Source organism: Aureimonas sp. SK2, assembly GCF_029813115.1.
Taxonomy (GTDB): Bacteria; Pseudomonadota; Alphaproteobacteria; order Rhizobiales; family Rhizobiaceae; genus Aureimonas.
This window is the reverse complement of the sequence record NZ_JAPZDS010000004.1, coordinates 204694-221018: the sequence shown is the minus strand read 5'-3', so window position 1 is coordinate 221018 and position 16325 is coordinate 204694. Positions and strand designations below refer to the sequence as shown.

General features: G+C 70.8%; 15 protein-coding genes and 1 pseudogene. 7 read left to right on the top strand and 9 right to left on the bottom strand.

Annotated features, from left to right (window positions below):
* Window positions 1-180 precede the first annotated feature (180 nt).
* Together O5O54_RS07340 and O5O54_RS07335 are read right to left on the bottom strand one after the other, a co-directional pair.
* Complete coding sequence (locus O5O54_RS07340) at window positions 181-687, bottom strand: hypothetical protein (protein ID WP_347814874.1); 507 nt, start codon at window positions 685-687, stop codon at window positions 181-183.
* Window positions 680-994 carry a nucleotidyltransferase domain-containing protein gene (locus O5O54_RS07335; protein ID WP_279480213.1) on the bottom strand — a complete coding sequence of 105 codons (315 nt, stop codon included), beginning with the start codon at window positions 992-994 and terminating at the stop codon, window positions 680-682. Before O5O54_RS07335 ends, O5O54_RS07340 begins: the two co-directional genes overlap by 8 nt.
* 145 nt (window positions 995-1139) lie before the next feature.
* Here O5O54_RS07335 and O5O54_RS07330 point away from each other — a divergent pair, with 145 nt between their 5' ends.
* The gene (locus O5O54_RS07330; protein ID WP_279480211.1) at window positions 1140-1457 is read left to right on the top strand and encodes a hypothetical protein; all 318 of its coding nucleotides are present in this window, start codon (window positions 1140-1142) and stop codon (window positions 1455-1457) included.
* 239 nt (window positions 1458-1696) lie between these two features.
* Here the strand turns inward: O5O54_RS07330 and O5O54_RS07325 are convergent, their stop codons facing one another.
* Complete coding sequence (locus O5O54_RS07325; protein ID WP_279480210.1) at window positions 1697-3868, bottom strand: heavy metal translocating P-type ATPase; 2172 nt, start codon at window positions 3866-3868, stop codon at window positions 1697-1699.
* A gap of 68 nt (window positions 3869-3936) precedes the next feature.
* On the opposite strand from O5O54_RS07325, the gene O5O54_RS07320 reads away from it, so the two are divergent.
* Window positions 3937-4359: a helix-turn-helix domain-containing protein gene (locus O5O54_RS07320; protein WP_279480208.1), complete on the top strand. Its 423-nt coding sequence runs from the start codon at window positions 3937-3939 to the stop codon at window positions 4357-4359.
* A 25-nt stretch (window positions 4360-4384) separates the two neighbouring features.
* Here O5O54_RS07320 and O5O54_RS22355 read toward each other — a convergent pair whose 3' ends face one another.
* The 3 genes from O5O54_RS22355 to O5O54_RS07300 all read right to left on the bottom strand — a co-directional run bounded on the left by O5O54_RS22355 (window position 4385) and on the right by O5O54_RS07300 (window position 6760).
* Window positions 4385-5584, bottom strand: coding sequence for an ImmA/IrrE family metallo-endopeptidase (locus tag O5O54_RS22355; protein ID WP_347814873.1), 1200 nt, complete (start codon window positions 5582-5584; stop codon window positions 4385-4387).
* Window positions 5575-5886 (bottom strand): type II toxin-antitoxin system HigB family toxin, encoded by a 312-nt coding sequence (locus tag O5O54_RS07305; protein WP_279480205.1) that lies wholly within the window; start codon window positions 5884-5886, stop codon window positions 5575-5577. Before O5O54_RS07305 ends, O5O54_RS22355 begins: the two co-directional genes overlap by 10 nt.
* A gap of 463 nt (window positions 5887-6349) precedes the next feature.
* On the bottom strand, window positions 6350-6760 hold the full coding sequence (locus tag O5O54_RS07300) for a hypothetical protein (protein WP_279480203.1): 411 nt from the start codon (window positions 6758-6760) through the stop codon (window positions 6350-6352).
* 211 nt (window positions 6761-6971) lie between these two features.
* Between O5O54_RS07300 and O5O54_RS07295 the strand changes: the two genes are divergently transcribed.
* From O5O54_RS07295 to O5O54_RS07280, 4 genes are all read left to right on the top strand, one after another.
* A complete protein-coding gene (locus O5O54_RS07295; RefSeq protein ID WP_279480201.1) occupies window positions 6972-7394 on the top strand; it encodes a hypothetical protein in 423 nt (140 codons plus the stop codon).
* A 126-nt stretch (window positions 7395-7520) separates the two neighbouring features.
* Window positions 7521-7925 (top strand): FixH family protein, encoded by a 405-nt coding sequence (locus O5O54_RS07290; protein ID WP_279480199.1) that lies wholly within the window; start codon window positions 7521-7523, stop codon window positions 7923-7925.
* Window positions 7922-9415 (top strand): efflux RND transporter periplasmic adaptor subunit, encoded by a 1494-nt coding sequence (locus O5O54_RS07285; RefSeq protein WP_407061669.1) that lies wholly within the window; start codon window positions 7922-7924, stop codon window positions 9413-9415. Before O5O54_RS07290 ends, O5O54_RS07285 begins: the two co-directional genes overlap by 4 nt.
* Window positions 9412-12585, top strand: coding sequence for a CusA/CzcA family heavy metal efflux RND transporter (locus O5O54_RS07280; protein WP_279480194.1), 3174 nt, complete (start codon window positions 9412-9414; stop codon window positions 12583-12585). Before O5O54_RS07285 ends, O5O54_RS07280 begins: the two co-directional genes overlap by 4 nt.
* Before the next feature lie 135 nt (window positions 12586-12720).
* Here the strand turns inward: O5O54_RS07280 and O5O54_RS07275 are convergent, their stop codons facing one another.
* The 3 genes and pseudogenes from O5O54_RS07275 to O5O54_RS07265 all read right to left on the bottom strand — a co-directional run bounded on the left by O5O54_RS07275 (window position 12721) and on the right by O5O54_RS07265 (window position 15711).
* Window positions 12721-13410 carry a hypothetical protein gene (locus tag O5O54_RS07275; RefSeq protein WP_279480405.1) on the bottom strand — a complete coding sequence of 230 codons (690 nt, stop codon included), beginning with the start codon at window positions 13408-13410 and terminating at the stop codon, window positions 12721-12723.
* Between the two features lie 75 nt (window positions 13411-13485).
* Window positions 13486-14277 (bottom strand): annotated as a pseudogene (locus O5O54_RS22350) (AAA family ATPase); the annotation flags it as partial.
* 777 nt (window positions 14278-15054) lie between these two features.
* On the bottom strand, window positions 15055-15711 hold the full coding sequence (locus O5O54_RS07265) for a hypothetical protein (protein ID WP_279480191.1): 657 nt from the start codon (window positions 15709-15711) through the stop codon (window positions 15055-15057).
* Between the two features lie 192 nt (window positions 15712-15903).
* On the opposite strand from O5O54_RS07265, the gene O5O54_RS07260 reads away from it, so the two are divergent.
* Window positions 15904-16212: a helix-turn-helix transcriptional regulator gene (locus tag O5O54_RS07260; protein WP_279480190.1), complete on the top strand. Its 309-nt coding sequence runs from the start codon at window positions 15904-15906 to the stop codon at window positions 16210-16212.
* The last annotated feature ends 113 nt before the right edge of the window (window positions 16213-16325 follow it).

Sequence of the window (16325 nt, the reverse complement as noted above, 5' to 3'; positions counted from 1 at the left end):
CCACGTCTTGCGGCGGCGCAGCGTATCCATGTTGCTCGATGGAGGATGTGGCTATGCAAACCTCATGCGAAACCGACACTGGGCGGATCGACGACGGACTGCCCCCAAGCTTCGGGGGCTCCCCGGTGCCCGGAGACGTCATCTTCAACCATCCGACATTGGGTAGCAAACGCCACCAACTCAGTTGGCGAGGTCATCCGCGTCGCCAATATCACTCGTCAATTCGCGTTCCAGATCGACCAAGGCTTCAACGAACGATGGGAATGCTCGCTGCATCCGCTCGACGTTCTCGAGTACCTTCGCCCCGGACATTTCGATGCCGTAGCGGTGCCGAACCAGATGTCTGAAACCTTTGAGTTCGGTGAGATTCCGGTATAGGTCCGCCGACAGGAGAGCGGGTCTCAAGCCGGGGATCGGTGCAGCCATCTGGTCTAGGATGTCCTGATGTTCCGACCCTCCGGTCGGAACCGATCCGTCGACGTCCTTGGCGACAGCCTTCAGGATGTCCTCGATGCCGTTGTAGATGTTGTGGACGCCCAATGAGGCAGCGGTAGTTGCCTCCCAATCATCCGACATGATTGCCAGCCGACGATCGAAGGCATGCTTCGTCAAGTTGCGCAACTCGCCATCCGCACGCTCGACCTTCATCGACAGCTTGGCGAAGACAGCGGACCGGAACTCAACCACCAAGGAATTCCTGCGTGCGAGCGGCGGTGAGGTCGGATGCATAGACGATGTCGTAGGGGATTTCGGCACCTCTGAATGCGGTCGCCACAAGCCGCTCCACTTGAACGCGCCTTGATGGATCCGTGTCGCCATGCACGAACAGGTCCACGTCGGAGTGCAATCCGAAATCCCCGTGGGTCAGCGAACCGATGAGGTCGATCCCGATGCCCTGTCGTGCGGCGGCATCGGTCACGCGGCGCGCGAGGTCGAGCGCCAGTTGTCGGCGCTGCTCGGTTCGTTGCCTGTTGACCGCAGCGAGTCTGTTCATGATGACCATTCTAGCGGTCTACGGAGCAGTTTCCAACCATTGGCCCAACGCGCCGAACGGGCTCTTGGTGGCGCTTGCTACCTAATGGCGCAACCATCCCGACCAGGTCGTCTCGGCGGCCGGACTCACCAAGGGCCAGAAGCGCATGCTCCTCGCCTCGTGGGCGTCGGACCGCCGGGCCGTGGAGAACAAGCCGTCGCTCCGTCGTCTCGGCAGCGGCGCGGTGGTTTCGATCGATGACATCCTCGAGGCCTTGACGGCGCTCGACGGACAGGGGGATCGCCCGGGATCCTGGACGGCCGGCAGGTTCGCGGCACGGCGGACGAACCGTCTCGTCGCGAGGCCGGTGCGCCGCGCGCCGACGCCTTGGACGGATCGGGACGACGATCCCCCGCCCTCGGCCGCGGCGGCGGCGCGTCCGTTCTTGCCGATCTTCACCGAGGCGCTCGCAGGCGCGGCGTGACACGCCGGGCCGGGCCTCGCGGCCGAGCTTGGAACCGGGAGGGCCCGCCCGTTGCCGTTCGACCGCTCAACGCGTCCGCAGGGCCGCCTCCGGGCCAGCGCGCCTGCCTCCGACGTCGAGAGAGGTCCCGAAGGAGGTGGGCCTCCCGAGACACGGCACCACGGCCCCCGCAAGCCGGGCTACGGTGGCCGGGGGCACGACCGACGGCTTGGGCCACGGGGTGTCCTCGAGGGTCCCGCTCACCGCGGACTCCAGGCAAGCAGGCGCATCGCGTTCGCGGTGACAAGCACGGTCGCGCCCGTGTCGGCGAGGATCGCCGGCCAGAGGCCCGTGATGCCGAGGACGGTGGTGACGAGGAACACCGCCTTGAGGCCGAGGGCGATCGCGATGTTCGCCCGGATGTTGCCCATGGTCGCCTTCGACAGGGCGATCATGTCGGGCACGTCCCGCACGCGGCCGTGGAGCACTGCCGCGTCCGCCGTCTCCAGCGCCACGTCGGTGCCGCCGCCCATGGCGATGCCGATGTCGGCCGCCGCCAGCGCCGGGGCGTCGTTGATGCCGTCGCCGACCTTTGCGACGACGAACCCTTCGCCCTGGAGTTCGCGCACGATGCGCTGCTTGTCCTGCGGCAGGAGTTCCGCCCGCGCCTCGATGCCGAGGCCCGCCGCGACGGCCTCGGCCGTCGTGCGGTTGTCGCCCGTCAGCATGACGGCGCGGATGCCGTCCGCCTTCATCGCGGCAAGGGCGGCACGCGCGTCCGGACGGGCCTCGTCGCGCATGGCGATGTAGCCCGCGACCCCGTTCCGGGCGAGGAGGACCGACACGGTCTTGCCCTGCGCGTTCAGCGCCCCGATCGCGGCCACCCGCTCGTCGCCGAGAGGCACGCGGCGCCCGGCGGCCGAGGCTGAGCCGAGGAACACGGGTTCGCCGCTGACCTTGCCCTCGACGCCCTCTCCGGGGACGGCGTTTGCGTCGAAGGCAGGCGGCACGGGGGCCTTGTCGGCCTTGGCGCGGTCGAGGATGGCGAGGGCCAATGGATGGCTCGATCCTTTCTCGAGCGCAGCCGCGAGCGAAATGACGTCCCGCGCGGGGCGGCCGATGGCGACGACGTCGGTCACGACGGGCTTGCCCCCGGTCAACGTCCCCGTCTTGTCGAAGGCGATGGCGGTTATCCTGCCGAGCGTCTCCAGCACCACGCCGCCCTTCATCAGGAGGCCACGCCGGGCGCCCGCCGACAGGCCGGCCGCGATGGCGGCGGGCGTCGAGATGACGAGCGCGCAGGGGCAGCCGATCAGAAGGATGGCAAGGCCCTTGTAGATCCATTCGTTCCAGTCGGATCCGAAGGCCAGCGGCGGCACGACGGCGACGAGGAGCCCGACCACGAGGACGGCGGGCGTGTAGACCTTGGAGAAGCGGTCGATGAAGCGTTCCGTCGGCGACTTCGACTCCTGTGCCTCTTCCACGAGACGGACGACGCGCGCGATCGTGTTGTCGGCGGACGCGGCCGTGACGCGCACCCGCAGGACGGAGCCAGCGTTGACCGTCCCGGCGAACACCAGGTCGCCGACCGCCTTGTGCTTCGGCACGCTCTCGCCCGTGACCGGGGCCTCGTCGACCTCGCCCGATCCCTCGACGACCGAGCCGTCGGCCGGGATGCGGTCGCCGGGGCGCACGAGAATGGTGGCGCCGACCGCGAGGCTCTCCGCGGGCACCTCGGTGGTCTGGCCGTCCCTCTCGACGAGCGCCGTCTTCGGCACGAGGGCGGTGAGGCCCTGGATGCTCGCCCGGGCGCGGCTCGCCGCCAGCCCCTCCAGCATCTCGCCGACCAGGAACAGGAGCACGACCGTCGCCGCTTCCTCCTCGGCCCCGATGAAGACGGCGCCGATGGCGGCGATCGACATCAGCGTCTCGATCGAGAACGGGGTGCCGAACCGGGCCGCCGTGATGGCTCGCCAGGCGACGGGGACGAGACCGACTGCGAGCGCGGCGAGGAACGCCGGACGCTCCAGCAAGGGCACGAGGTGGCCGAGGACGTAGGCGGCGAGCAGCGCGGCGCCGCAGGCGGCCGTCAGCCGTGCCTTGCCCGTTCGCCACCAGGGCACGCCGACCTCGACGGGGTCGTCGTGCGAGTGGCCCGCATGGTCGTGGCCGTCATCGTCGTGCGGCTTCCCCGGCACCGGGTCCGCTCCGTCCGCGGTCTCGGCACCGTAGCCGAGGTTCCGCACCTGCCGCGTGACTGCGGCAGTGTCGAAGTCCTCCGCGTGGCGGACCTTCACCGTGCCCGTCGATACGGAGACGGCAACGCCCTCGACGCCGGGCAGCCGTCGGATCGCGGTTTCCACCTTGTTGCCGCAGGCCGCGCAGTCCATGCCCGTGACCCTGAAGCGGCTCTCGTTCGCCACCGTGCTCATGGCGCTCTCCTTGCATCGTTCCCGGGAGAGGCCTACTTCCTCTAGTGGCTAGAGGAGCAAGCGAAAAAATGACGGGCGGCGTGTCCATCGGCGAGGCCTCGCGGGCGAGCGGCATCAAGGTGCCGACGATCCGATACTACGAGCAGATCGGCCTCCTGGCCGCGCCGCCGCGGACCGAGGGCAACCGCCGCCTCTACGACGCGGGCGACCTGCGGCGCCTCCGCTTCATCCGGCATGCCCGTGAGCTCGGCTTCGAGATGGAGCCGATCCGCGAACTCCTGGCGCTGGCGGGGGAGCCGGACGGCCCCTGCGAGAGCGCCGACCGGATCGCGACCGCCCACCTTGCCGACATCGACCACAAGATCGCCCGACTGACGGCGCTGCGGGCCGAGGTCGCCCGCATGACTGACTGCTCGAACCACTCCGTGGCGCAGTGCCGCGTGATCGAGGTGCTCGGCGATCACGGCGAGTGCTTTCACGAGAGGCACTGACCGCGCCGTTCGGGGGCTTTCGGCCTCAGGCGACGCCGAACTGGCGGCGCACCTCGCCTTGACCGACCAAATCGTTGAGCAGCTTGTAGTTTCGCTGCTCGAACCGGACGCGGCCCGCGATGATGGCCGGGCTGACGGACAGCTTGCGCGCCAACGCCCGAACCTCCGCCTCGCGTCGGACGGATCCTACGCCGGCCCAGGTTTCGGCGGGCATGAGCGCCTCGCTGGCCCAAGCGTCGGCCTCGGCCTCGCGGGACCTCTCCCCGCCCTCGGCCTCGGCCTCCAGGTCGTCGACGAACCACTCGTCCCCACCCTCGCCGAGGTGCAGGGCGACGTGCCCAAGTTCGTGGGCGAGGCAGAACCAGAAATTGTCGAGGCGGTCGAACCGCAGCGACAGCCCGATCACCGGGGAGCCGTCGGGAAGCAGGGTGGCGGCGCCGTCGACCCTCGTCTTCGGTAGGTGCCTCTCGACGACGAGGTGGATGCCGTGCTTGCCGAGGTACTCGCGGGCGAGGCGCGGCCCGTCGTCGAGGAAGCTGAGGCGCACGAGACCGGACACGAAGGCACCGTCGACGATGCCGCGCTCGTACCTGCCGGGCAGCGTCTGCGCGCAGGCCAGCGACACGATCCGCGACGTCCACGCCGTGACGGCGTGGTCGTCCATGGCGGCACCGCCCCGGATGGACCTGCGGTACAGGGCGGGCTGGAGGCAGGAGTTCGCCGACTGCGGGACGAGGCAAGCCACGAGCTCGTGGCAACGCGACCTGGCCTCCCGCGTGGTGCCCGTGAAGCCCGGGAGCCACCCCCGTTTCACGATCTCGCCCCACGGCAGCCGCGCCGGGTCCAGGGCATCCTTGCCGGGGCCGCGCGCCGGCTCGCGCAGCAGAACCTCGGCCGGGATGCCGAGACCCGAGTGGAGGTTCTTGATCATGGCGAGCGTCAGAGGGCGCTGGCGCTTCATGACCTCGGACACCTTGCTGGCGCTGCCGATGTACGGCACGAGGTCGCGCTGGCGAAGGCCCGCCTGTTCCATGCGGAAGGCGATGGCGTCGATCGGGTCGGGATGCGCGATGGCGTGGTGCTTTGCCTCCCACGCCTCGACCAGCGTGGACAGCACCTCCAGCTCGTCGAACTCCGGCGAACCCGGCTCGGCCGACATGAGGTCGCCGACCCGCGCCAGCGCGGTCTCGTAGTCGCTCTCGGACTTGATGGGCTTCACGTGCATCGGACGGTCTCCGCGTCGATCTCGTCGTAGTCTTCGTGCGTGCCGACCCAGCGGACGAACACGATCTGCGCCGCATAGTTGATCTCGACAACCAGGCGGTAGTCGTTCCCCTTGATGTTGAAGACGACGCGCCCGCCCTTGAGGACGCTCGCGTTCTTGTAGGTGGCCTTCAGGTCGTTCGGGTGCTGCCAGCTCGACGCCGACGCCTCCTGGTGCCATGCCTCGAGCGGCCCCTGCGAGACGGCGTGCTTGCGCTCCGACTCCCAGAACTCCCTCAGCGTCTTCTTGGAGATGACACGCATATCGATATAGGGTTCCCCCACAGGGCACAACGCCAAAATTCCCTCGGAGGGAACAATGTTCCGTGTCGGGCGCACGTTTTCACCTGAACGGATGGGCGGGCATCCGAGCGGGGACATGCGCGCTGGCGCGGGCGACACGGGGACGGTGCCCGATCGTACGCGAAGGGTAAAGGGGCGCCATGGGCCGTCGGCGCTGCGATGCCGCGCCCGGCGCGTGCGGGACGGATGTCGACGGCGGGTCCCGGTGGGAGCACGCGCGCATGAAGTTCGCCGCCCGCTCGCGTCCGTCCTGCCGGCCTTCCTGCCCGCGGCCCTCGCACATGGGAAGGGCGGCCGTGCCCGGCTGCTTTCCGTCGCCCGCGGTCACTGGAGGCGCAAGCGCCAGGGCATGCGGCGTGAAGACCCCGACCTGCCGCGGGGTGCCGTCCGGATCGCGCCGTTTCGCGTCCGGTCCGGGCTTCCCTCAGGTCGTCCTGAGTGTGGCGAGCGATCCCGTGACGGCGCCTCCCGTCGGGGACGGGACGATCGAGACGATCTCACCGAGGCCTGCCACGTGGCTGCCCACCTTGACGCGGATGAGGTTCGAGGCGGTCGCGAGGAAGGCCTCGCCGTCGCCGACCAAGACGATCCGGTAGTCGCCCGCCGAGGCCGGCCCGGCCGGCCGGGGTTCGGCAGGAAGGACGTCCGGCAGCGCGGGCGCGGCCGCGGTCTCGGCGGCGGCCGTCTCCCCGGCCCCGAACGCCGCCACGATGGAGGGCGCCGCGAACGTGGCCCCGGCCCCGAGGGCAAGGACACCCAGGAGGCCCGCGGCCGCCACCGCGACGCGCCTGCGCCGCTGCCCCGCCGCCGCCCCGCCTTCCACTCCGTTCGCCATGTTCGATGTCCCGTCGTTGCCTCCGAGGGAGCATGGGCCCGGGCGATGGGTATGGGCTGAAGGAAATCGTTCGAATTCGAGCCGTCTCAATTGTCCCGGCGCGGCGCAAGGCGTCGCGGCTGGCACGGATCCCGGACGCGGTGGTGCGTGAAGGCGTCGCGTCCTTCGCGTGCACCTTTCCCGGCGGCCCGCGACGTGGCATCACTGCCCCGTGAGCAGAACGTCCCGCCTCAAGACCGTACTCGCGACCTTGGTCGTCGCCGCGTTGGCCCTGATGCCGATGGGCGAAGCCATGGCCTACGCCGATGCGACGCGGACGGTCGCGGACATCCGCTCCGAGCGGCCCGCCGTCGCGGACATGGGCGGAACGGGGGACATGGCTGGCATGGAGGGCATGTCGGCCGAGGCCGGAATGCCTTGCTGCCCCGACGACCCGGCCCCGTCGAAGGACGGCTGCGGCAAGTCCGCATGCCCGGCGATGGCGGCCTGCACCTCCCAGTGCATCCCCGCAGGCCCCGCATCGGCGTCGGGCCTCGGGCCGCCCCGGGCGTCGGAACCGTCGTTCGGCCTGCCGGGCGTCCGGAGGCTGGTCTCGATCGCCCGCGCGCCGCCGCCCCGACCTCCCAGAACCTGACCGATCGGCCGGCGCCGTGGCGCCGTTACGGCGGTGCGGAGCGATCCGCGCCGATGCTGACGCATGGCGTTTCGCCATCCCGCCGCAGGCAGGGCCGCGGACGGGGATCGATCGGGAACCGAACACATGAAGAAGACCAGCATGCGCGTCGCCGCGGCGGCCGTCGCGACCCTCCTGTCGCTCGGCGCGGGGACCTCCGCCATCGCGGCGATGACCGACTACGAGTTCCAGCTCGTCGACCCGAAGGTGAAGTCGGGGAAGGACGCCGTCGTGGCCGTACGCCTCGTCGACAGGAGGACGGGAAAGTCCGTTCCCGACGCCATCGTCTTCGAGACCCGCGCAGACATGGCGCCGGACGGCATGGAGACCATGACCACGCCCATCGAGGCGCTTCCGTCGGACGAGCCCGGCGTCTACCGCTTCAGGGTCGCCCTCGTCATGGACGGCGGCTGGCGCATCTCGCTCGGGGCGAAGGTCCAGGGCGAGGAAGGCACCCTCAGGGACGAGGTCGTCCTCCAGGCGGCCGAGTGATGCGGACGGCCATCGTCGGCCTCGCCCTCGTCGCCGTCGCGGCGGGTGCCGGAGGCTACCAAGCGGGACAGGCCGGGCTGACGGCCGCCCGGCTCGGGGAGGCGCTCGGCCTGCCGCGGACGCCGCCGGTTCCGGCCGGACGCGCGGAGGCGGCGGGAATGACCGCCGCGGGGCCCGTCGGCGTGGCGCCGGAGAAGCGCGCCCTCTACTGGCGCGATCCCGACGGCAAGCCGACCTACTCGGCCGGGCCGCGGAAGACGGCGGACGGCCGCGACTTCGTGCCCGTCCGCGACGATGCGGCGCCGGGCGCCGTCGCCGCGGGCGCCGGTGCGGGCGCCGCACCGGCGCTCGGCGACACGGCCCCGGCCAAACGGGTCCTCTACTACCGCAACCCGATGGGCCTTCCCGACACATCTCCGGTGCCGAAGAAGGACTCGATGGGTATGGACTACATCCCCGTCTACGACGGCCCCGAGGAAGAGGAGGGCGTCGTCACGGTCTCCCCGGGGCGGCTCCAGAGAACGGGCGTCCGCTCGGAGTTGGTGTCACGGCAGGTCGTCGGTCGGCCGCTGCGGGTGCCGGGCGTCGTGAAGCTCGACGAGCGGATGGTTTCCGTCGTCACCACGCGGGCCGACGCCTTCGTGGAGGAGGTCGCCGACGTGACCACGGGTTCGGCGGTGCGAAGGGGACAGCCGCTGGTGCGCCTCTACTCGCCCGAGATGGCCGCCGCCGGCGCGCAGTACGTCATCGAGCTGAAGAGCGGCGGCGCCGCGAGGTCGGGCGGCGCGGGTCTGAAGCTGCGCAACCTCGGCGCCCCGGGGGAGGCGATCGCCGAGATGGAGCGGACAGGGAAAGTACCGCCCTCCATGACATGGACGGCGCCGCGGGACGGGCTCGTCCTGGAGCGGGCCGCCGTCGACGGCATGATGACGGAAGCGGGAGACGTCCTCTTCCGGCTCGCCGACGTCTCGCGGGTGTGGCTCGTCGCAGACGTGCCCGAGCGCGAGGTCGGGGCCATCCGGCTCGGCAACGCCGCGCGGAGCACCTTCAGGGGGCTGCCCGGCAAAACGTTCGAGGGGCGCGTCGACCTCGTCTACCCGCAGGTCTCGCCCGAGACCCGGACGGTGAAGGTTCGCATCGAGATCGAGAACTCCGACGGCCTCCTGCTGCCCGACATGTATGCCGACGTCGAGATCGAGTCCGGGGCCGGCGGCGCGGTCCTTGCCGTGCCGAACGACGCCATCCTCGACACGGGATCGCGGCAGGTCGTGATCCTCGACCGCGGAGAGGGGCGCTTCGAGCCGCGTCCCGTCGAGATCGGCGCCCGCGGGACGGACGCGACGGAGATCACGACGGGCGTCCGGGAGGGGGACCGGGTGGTGACGGGCGCAAACTTCCTGATCGATGCCGAGAGCAACATCAAGGCGGCCCTGTCGGCCCTCGACCCGAAGACGGACGGGCCTGCACCGACGGCGGAGCTGCGCCCATGATCGCCCGCATCATCGCTTGGTCGGCGAGGAACCTCGTCCTTGTCTTCGTCGGCACGCTCTTCGCCGTAGCGGGCGGACTCTACGCCTTGAAGACGCTGCCGCTGGACGCGATCCCTGACCTCTCGGACGTCCAGGTCATCGTCTACACCGAGTATCCCGGTCAGGCGCCGCAGGTCGTCGAGGACCAGGTCACCTATCCGCTGACGACGGCCATGCTGACGGTGCCGCGGTCGAAGGTGGTGCGCGGCTTCTCGTTCTTCGGCGTGTCTTTCGTCTACGTCGTGTTCGAGGACGGCACCGACCCCTACTTCGCGCGGAGCCGCGTGCTCGAGTTCCTGAACGCCGCCGGACGCCGCCTGCCCGCAGGCGTGACGCCGACGCTCGGCCCGGACGCGACGGGCGTCGGCTGGGTCTACCAGTACGCGGTGGTCGCCAAGGACAGGACGCTCGCCGAGCTTCGGTCCTTGCAGGACTGGGTCGTGCGGTTTGCCGCCTCCGACGCGGACGGGGTCGCCGAGGTCGCGAGCGTCGGCGGCTTCGTGAAGCAGTACTCCGTCGTCGTCGACCCGAACCGCATGCGAAGCCAGGGCGTGACCCTCGACATGCTGAAGGACGCGATCGGGGCGAGCAACATGGACGTCGGCGGCCGCACGATCGAGCTGTCCGAGTTCGAGTACATGGTTCGCGGGCGGGGCTACCTGCGCGGCACGGAGGACATCGAGAGCATCGTCCTCATGAGCCCCGGCGGCGTGCCGCTGCGCCTTTCCGACGTCGCCCGGGTCGAGACGACGCCGGACGAGCGACGCGGCATCACCGAGCTGAACGGGGAGGGCGAGGTCGCGAGCGGCATCGTCATGCAACGGTATGGCTCCAATGCCCTCGACGTGATCGAAGACGTGAAAACGAAGCTCTCGGCCATCCTGCCGAGCCTTCCCGCGGGAACGGAGATCCTGCCCGTTTACGACCGTTCCCAGCTCATCGAACGGGCCATCGAGACCCTGAAGGGGACGCTCCTCGAGGAGAGCCTGATCGTCGCGCTCGTCTGCGTGGTGTTCCTCCTCCACCTCAGGAGCGCACTCGTCGCGATCCTCATGCTGCCCGTCGGCATCCTGATGGCCTTCGGGGCGATGAAGCTGATGGGACTCGGGTCGAACATCATGAGCCTCGGCGGCATCGCCATCGCCGTCGGAGCGATGATCGACGCCGCGATCGTCATGATCGAGAACGCCCACAAGCACCTCGAGCGGGCGCCTCCCGGCAAGCCTCGGGTCGAGATCCTTGTCGAGGCCGCAAGCGAGGTCGGACCCGCACTGTTCTTCAGCCTCCTCGTGATCACGGTGTCCTTCCTGCCGATCTTCACGCTGGAGTCGCAGGAGGGGCGCCTGTTCGGGCCGCTGGCCTTCACCAAGACCTTCGCCATGGCGGCCGCCGCCTTCCTGTCGGTGACGCTGGTGCCCGCGCTGATGGTCGTCTTCGTGCGCGGGCGCATCGTGCCCGAGCACCGCAATCCCGTGAACCGCTTCCTGATCTGGGTCTACCGCCCCGTCATCGGCGGCGTCCTGCGGGCGAAGACCCTGACCATCCTCCTCGCCGTCGTCGCGCTCGGCGTGACGGTCTGGCCAGCCCGGCAGATCGGGTCGGAGTTCATGCCGAACCTCAACGAGGGGACGCTGATGTACATGCCGACGACGCTCCCGGGGCTGTCGGTGACGAAGGCTGCCGAACTCCTCCAGACGCAGGATCGCATCATCAAGTCGTTCCCCGAGGTCGCATCGGTCTACGGCAAGGCGGGACGGGCCCTGACCGCCACCGATCCCGCCCCGACGGAGATGTTCGAGACGCTGATCAACCTGAAGCCGGAGGAGGAATGGCGGCCGGGCGTCACCGTCGACAGCCTCAAGGCCGAGATGGACAAGGCGCTCCAGTTCCCCGGCGTGTCCAACGCCTGGACGATGCCGATCCGTGCCCGCATCGACATGCTCTCGACGGGCATCCGGACGCCCGTCGGCGTGAAGGTGTTCGGCACGGACCTCGCCGAGATGGAGACGCTGGCGAAGGAGATCGAGGGGGTGCTGAAGGGGGTGCCGGGTACGTCCAGCGCCTATGCCGAACGGGTGGTCGGAGGCTATTTCCTCGACATCGTTCCGGACCGGGAGGCCCTCGGGCGCTACGGGCTGTCGGTCGGTGCCGTTCAGGAAACGATCGGGATGGCGCTCGGGGCCGAAACCGTGACGACGACGGTGGAGGGCCGCGAACGGTATGCCGTCAACATCCGCTATCCTCGCGAGTTGCGATCCGATCCGGACGCAGTGGCGAGGGACGTGCAGATCGCGCTGCCCGGCGGGGGAACGGTGCCCCTGGGCGAGGTGGCAAAGGTCGAGCTGACGCGCGGTGCGACCTCGATCCGCACCGAGAACGGACAGCTCGCGATCTACGTCTTCGTCGACATCGCCGGGCGCGATCTCGGCGGGTACGTGGCGGAGGCGCAAGCCGCAGTGGCCAGGGAGGTGACGTTCCCGCCCGGCTCCTACGTCGCCTGGAGCGGGCAGTTCGAGTACCTCCAGCGCGCCGAGGCCAAGCTGAAGGTCGTCGTTCCCGTCACGCTGCTCCTGATCTTCCTCCTCCTCTACCTGAACTTCCGGTCCATGACCGAGACGCTGATCGTCATGCTGTCGCTGCCGTTCGCGGTTGTCGGGGGCATCTGGCTGATGTGGTGGCTCGGCTTCAACATGTCGGTCGCCGTGGCGGTCGGCTTCATCGCGCTGTCGGGCGTCGCGGCGGAGACGGGCGTGATCATGCTGATCTACCTCCAGCACGCGGTCGCGGAGGTCAGGGCAAGGTGCGAGACGGAAGGCCGGGCCTTCGACCGGGAGGCGCTGCGCGAGGCGATCATGATCGGCGCCGTCGAGCGCGTGCGGCCGAAGATGATGACGGTCGTCGCGATCATGGCGGGGCTTCTCCCGATCCTGTGGAGCCGCGGCGCTGGCTCCGAACTGATGCAGCGCATCGCGGTCCCGATGATCGGCGGCATGGTCTCGTCGACCGTCCTGACGCTCGTCGTCATCCCGGCCGTGTTCGCGGCGGTGAAGGGATGGGGGCTGGAGGAAGGGGTGGAACGCGGCGGCGCTGCCGGGGGAGCGACCCCGGACATGGTCGCGCGGCGATCGTGAACCCGCCGCGGCGCGGTATCGCCAAGCGGGTACGCCGCGACCCCGTCGGGGGTCGCGGCAGCTCCGCCGTACCGCCGCCGCGCCGGGAAGGCCGCCCGCCCGCCTGGCTTGATGCCGGAAAGCACGGAAGTCCCGTCAGGGCAGGTCGACGACCGACCGCTCCGCCAAGGCCCTGGACAGGTCCTCGACCTCTCCGCGCCTCCGCTCGACGATCGACCTCGCCTCCCGATGGCACCGCTCGAGCACGCGCTCGACCCGGTCCCTGAGCGCCGGGTTGCCGCCGGCGGCGGCGACGGCCTTCGAAAGGACGCCCGCGGGAACGGAGTGGAGGCCTTCCCCGAGGCCCAGCGAGAACTCCATCGACTCAGCGAGCCGCGTCGCCCGCACGAGGTCGGCCTCGGGAGTGCCGCCGGAACCGCTACCCCTGGAGCCGAGCAGCACCTCCTCCGCGGCCATGCCGGCCAGCAGCACCGACACCTGCGCCTCCACGTTCTCGCGTGCGTGGTCGTGCCCCTCGACCACGCTGAAGTCCGTGCGGTTCGCGTCGGCGTGCCGGACGCGGCGGCGTACCGCGACCCTGGTCGGCGTCAGCCCCGAGACCGCGGCGAGCTCCAGCCCGGCGACTGCGTGCCCCGCCTCATGGACGCACAGGCGGCGGAAGGCGGCCTCCGACAGCAGGGTTCCCTCGGGAAGGGCGTTCCAGAGGTCGGCTGCGACCAGGACACGCCCGTCCCGTCGTGCGGAACCGCGTGCCTCGCGAACGACCTGCGCCAACGCGGCGCCCGAGGCCTCGCCGATCTCGTCCGCGAGGGCCAGTAGGTCCATGCCCGGCAGGTCGTCCCGCAGGTGGTGGCGAAGGATCCCGGCGCGCCCGTCCCGGTCGGGAAGCGCGACCTCGATCAGGCGGCCGAGCCGTCCCGGCCGCAGCACCGCCGCGTCGATCGCGTCCCTGTTGTTCGTGGCGCCGACCACGACGACCCCGGGGCGCGCCGTCGCGCCGTCCAGGCACTCGAGGAGGCCGTTGACGACCTGGCGCTGGTAGGAGGCATGGTCGCCGAGTTGCTCGTCACGGCTCCCGACGGAGTCGAGCTCGTCCAGGAACACGATGGAGGGCGCGGTCTTCCGCGCCTCCTCGAACGCCGAGCGCATGGCCTTGAGGAGGTCTCCCAAGTGGCCGCGGGACTGCTAGGCGGCGAAGGAATGGGCGTGGAGCGGCACTCCGCACGATCCCGCCAGCGCACGGGCGAACAGGGTCTTGCCTGTTCCCGGCGGCCCGTACAGAAGGGCGCCCGCCTCGACGTCGGCCCACGGCAGCGTGCCCGCGCGGTACCGGGCTAGATCGTCCGCGAGGGCCTGCCCCCAGCGTCGCGCCTCGCCCATGCCCGGCAGGTCGTCCAGGCGTTCGGGCCCCGCATCCCCTGCCGGCGCGGCTTTCCGGTCCACATTTGCGGCTTTCCCTTCCTTCTCCTTTTTCGAGTTCCGCTTCCCGTCCTCCTCCACGAAGGAATGTCTCCCGAGGCGGCCGGCAACCGACCACATCCGGTCGCGGGACATGCCGGGCCGCAGGAGGAGGTTCAGGTACGCCAGCGGCAGGCGCGCGAGCCGGGCCATGAGCGCGTCGTCGGGGACGAACCCGGCGAAGTCGGCGACGAAATGCCCGATCGCCCCCTCGCGCTTGGCGAGCGGGAGCATCGCGTCGGCCACCGCCGAGACGACCGGGGGCACGGCCGACCTTGCCCGGCAGAGGACGACCATCGGCCGGGTGCTGGTGCTCGCCTCGAGCAGGAGCCGCTCGACATGGTTCGGGCGGAGGCTCTTCGGATCCGTCCAGTCCCGGACCATCGCGTCGAGCGCGAACGCGTCGTCCGGCGTTCCCCCGATGAGGTCCTGGGCCGCTTGGTGGACGGTGACGGCGTCCGCGGGGCGGACGCCGTGGATGACGACGACGCACGCCTCCCCTTCGAGGAGACGCCAGAAGCCCGCCGTCTCGACGGTTTCGCGAAGGAGGTGGTCCGCGATCCGCGCGGAGGGAACGAGGCGGCTCGCGAGGGACCCCGCGTCGGGGTCGAGGCGGAGACGGCGGCTCACGGCAACGGCCTCCCCGAGAGCGACGGCGGCGCCGGTCGGCGCGACCGTTCGCCGGGCACCGCGCGGTCGCGCGGTCGCCGGATGCCGTTGATCGCGGCGAAGGCCCCGTTGGCCTCGGGAGGGGTTTCGGCCGGCCGTGGTTCGGTGGCGGTGATGCAAGACATTCGTGGGGCCCTGGATGCGGCCGCCGTTTCGGCGGCCTTGGACTGACGGTTCGCGGCGGGTCAGTCGGAGGGGCCTATGGGACGGCCGGGCCCGGTCCCGGACGGACGCGCCAGGCACGTGGCGGCATGCGGCCGCGCGTGGCGTGCCGTATGTGGGAGGTGACGGGCGCCGGCCGCCCACCGGCAGCCGCGGGAGGTTCCGCGTTCCGACCGCACCTCACTCGAGCTCCGGCAAATGGCGGGAGACCTTCAGCCGGAACTCGTCGGCGAACGCGTCGATGCGGTCCCTCGTCGAGGCCATCTCGCTGATCGGCCACGGAAGCCGCCTCAGGGGTCCGAGGCGCGACGAGCCGAACGCCGCCCAGGCCGCCGCCTGCCACACGAGCTCCGTACCGTCCCCCTCGAGGTGCCAGTCCTGCACGTAGGCCAGGAGGGCCGCCTCGCCGGCGACCGCCAGCGCCGCCTCCGCGTCGCCGAGCAGGGCGGCATAGATCGCGAGGCGCAGGCGCAACGTCCCGTCGGGGTCGGATGGCGGCGCGATGCGGCACGCGCGCAGGGCCGCCAGGACCGCGGCTCCGTCGACCCCGCCGCCCGGCGCGGCGCGGCGGGCGGCGTCCGACAGGGCGCGGAGGGACGCCGCGGCCTGTCGGTCCACCGAACCATCGGGCACGGAGCCAACGAATTCCCGGATGTCGGTCCGGATGTCGCTGCCCAGCGGTGGATGCCCGCGCAGGAGCTGGTCGGCGGAGGGGAGGACCGAACCGGACGCGGCCGCCCGGCGCCGCTCCCCGTCCGCCGCGCGGGCAGCCGCGCGGTCGCGGCGGGCCTGCGCCATGCCGAGGATCTCTTCGAGGGCGGGCGGTACGGAGGGCACGTCGCGAACTCCCGTCTCGGCGCGGCAGGGCCGCCGGCCCGGTGGCGGCCCGCGAATCACCCTGGCATGGGCCGGCCGCGATTCCTTACGACGACGCGAGTTTCGGTGCAACCAAATGCCCTCCGAAGATACCCGAGTGCACTGTAGGCGTAATTGTTGACAAGAGCGCCCCTTGAGCGATCCTCCGCCGCGATGCCCGTCGATCCCAACCTCCTGCGAGCCGCCCGGCTGCTGGCCGACATGTCGCTCGACGACCTTGCCGAAAAGGCCAAGGTCGCCCGCCGCTCGCTGCTGAACATGGAGGCGGGAAAGGGGGACTGCATGCTGTCGACGATGGAGAACGTGAAGCAGGCCCTGGAGGCCGCGGGCGTCGTCTTCATCGGCGAGACCGAGTTCCACGGTCCCGGCCTGCGCGTCACGCGGGACGTCGCGGCGGGTTGGACGCGGACGCGTGCGGCGCAGGCGCGGAGCCGCAAGAAAAAGGCCGAGGCGCCGGGCTGAGGCTCGAGCGCGGGCCGCCGCGAACGGATCTCCCGGCGGTTGCCTGCCGGCCCCGCTCGGGCACGGCCTCGCCACCGGGACGTGCGTCCGCGCCGTCGCGCCGGGAGTGCCGC